1 protein-coding gene is annotated in these 1,528 nt (G+C 44.9%); it reads left to right on the top strand.

Going from position 1 to position 1,528, the window contains the following annotated elements; genetic code table 11:
* Positions 1 to 289: 289 nt before the first annotated feature.
* On the top strand, positions 290 to 1,426 hold the full coding sequence (locus K334_RS0112770; RefSeq protein ID WP_008449745.1) for an ISAzo13 family transposase: 1,137 nt from the start codon (positions 290 to 292) through the stop codon (positions 1,424 to 1,426).
* The last annotated feature ends 102 nt before the right edge of the window (positions 1,427 to 1,528 follow it).

Genomic DNA, 1,528 nt, shown 5'->3' with positions numbered 1-1,528 from the left:
GTGAAAATTCTGACATGGCAAAATCCTGAGCAACTTTTTGTTGCTCAGGTACTTAAAAAGTTTAATTTATAATAGTGTTGCGGAATTAAGGTTTAATTAACTGATACGTAATGATATACGTTGTTGTTTAATTCTTTGTTGTCGTTTATTTTTTGTATCTTTGCCCTTGCGCAGGGCGCAGGTGGAAGCATACAAGAGAAGACATAGCGAGTGCGACAAATCAGGGAGTTTCCCAGAAGTCGCCAATCTGGACGAACGCCAACGCAGGTTGTTCTGTGCCCACAAGGCGATGGAACTTGGAACGCACGGCGTGAGTCTGGTCTGCAAAACATATCATGTCACCAGAAATACAGTGTATAGAGGTATTCACGAGCTTGAGAGCGGGGACACAATTGCTGCCGGACACATAAGGAAGAAAGGTGGAGGCAGAAAGAGTATTCTCAGTGTTCATCCCGAGTATATCGACATCTTCCGGGAGATTACGGAAGATGCCATAGGCGGCTTGCCGCAAGATGAGAGCGTACGCATGCTTTTCTATTCGCCTGGCATCATAAGAGACAAGATGGAGGTGGATTACGGAATAAGCATAAGCTATCACACCCTCAAACAAATCATATCCAAAGAGGGATTCAAGAAACGCACTCCGAAGAAGTGTACCTCGATGGCAGAGTGCAATAAAAGAAACGAACAGTTCGAGAAAATCTCCGCAATGAGAAGCATGTGTGAAGAAAATCACATACCCGTCTTCAGTATAGACACGAAGAAGAAAGAGTTGGTCGGCCCATTCAGAAGAGGCGGACAGGTATACTGCGACAGGTCGCCGCGATGCAGGGACCATGACTTCCCCTCCTTTGCAAGCGGCAAAATCATTCCCTATGGCATCTACGATGTTCAAAAGAATACTGGATACATGAGCTTCGGAATAAGCCATGACACAGCCGGGTTCTTCTGCGACAACTTCAAGTACTACTGGTATCGTGTGCTCCAAGACATCTATCCACATGCAACTGCCATCATGTTGCTCTGTGACGGTGGAGGTTCCAACAGCAGTTCCAGCAGGCTTTTCAAGCAAGAGCTGATCAAACTTTCCGAAGACCTCCATATTGACATAATAGTGGCGCACTATCCCCCGTACACGTCGAAGTGGAACCCCATTGAACACAGGCTTTTCTCTCAAATCACCAGAGTATGGAGTGGTATTTCCTTCGAGAGCGTTGAGCAGGCATGCGAACTTGCCGCAGAGGCCAGAACGAAATCCGGCCTTTGTGTCTTCACCAACATCAACAGAAAGAAGTACGACACTTCTCGTTGTGTGGATAGCAATTATGATGATGTCTGTCAACGGCATATTACCTTTGATGAAGAGCTACCGAAATGGAACTACAAGGTTTCATGGAGAGACAAAAAATACCAAGTTATTTTTTAAACGTTACTAAGTAATGATTAAAAAATAACTTGGTACATTTTCGGAGCCGAGGCATCGGTCTTGAGCAGTGTATTCAATTGATGAAAAACTCCAGAAATGGAA

Origin of the sequence: Segatella baroniae DSM 16972 = JCM 13447 (assembly GCF_000426585.1) — a bacterium.
GTDB classification, from domain to species: domain Bacteria; phylum Bacteroidota; class Bacteroidia; order Bacteroidales; family Bacteroidaceae; genus Prevotella; species Prevotella baroniae.
The sequence above is the reverse complement of the archived record's forward strand: the minus strand, read 5'-3'. Positions and strand labels throughout refer to the sequence as shown.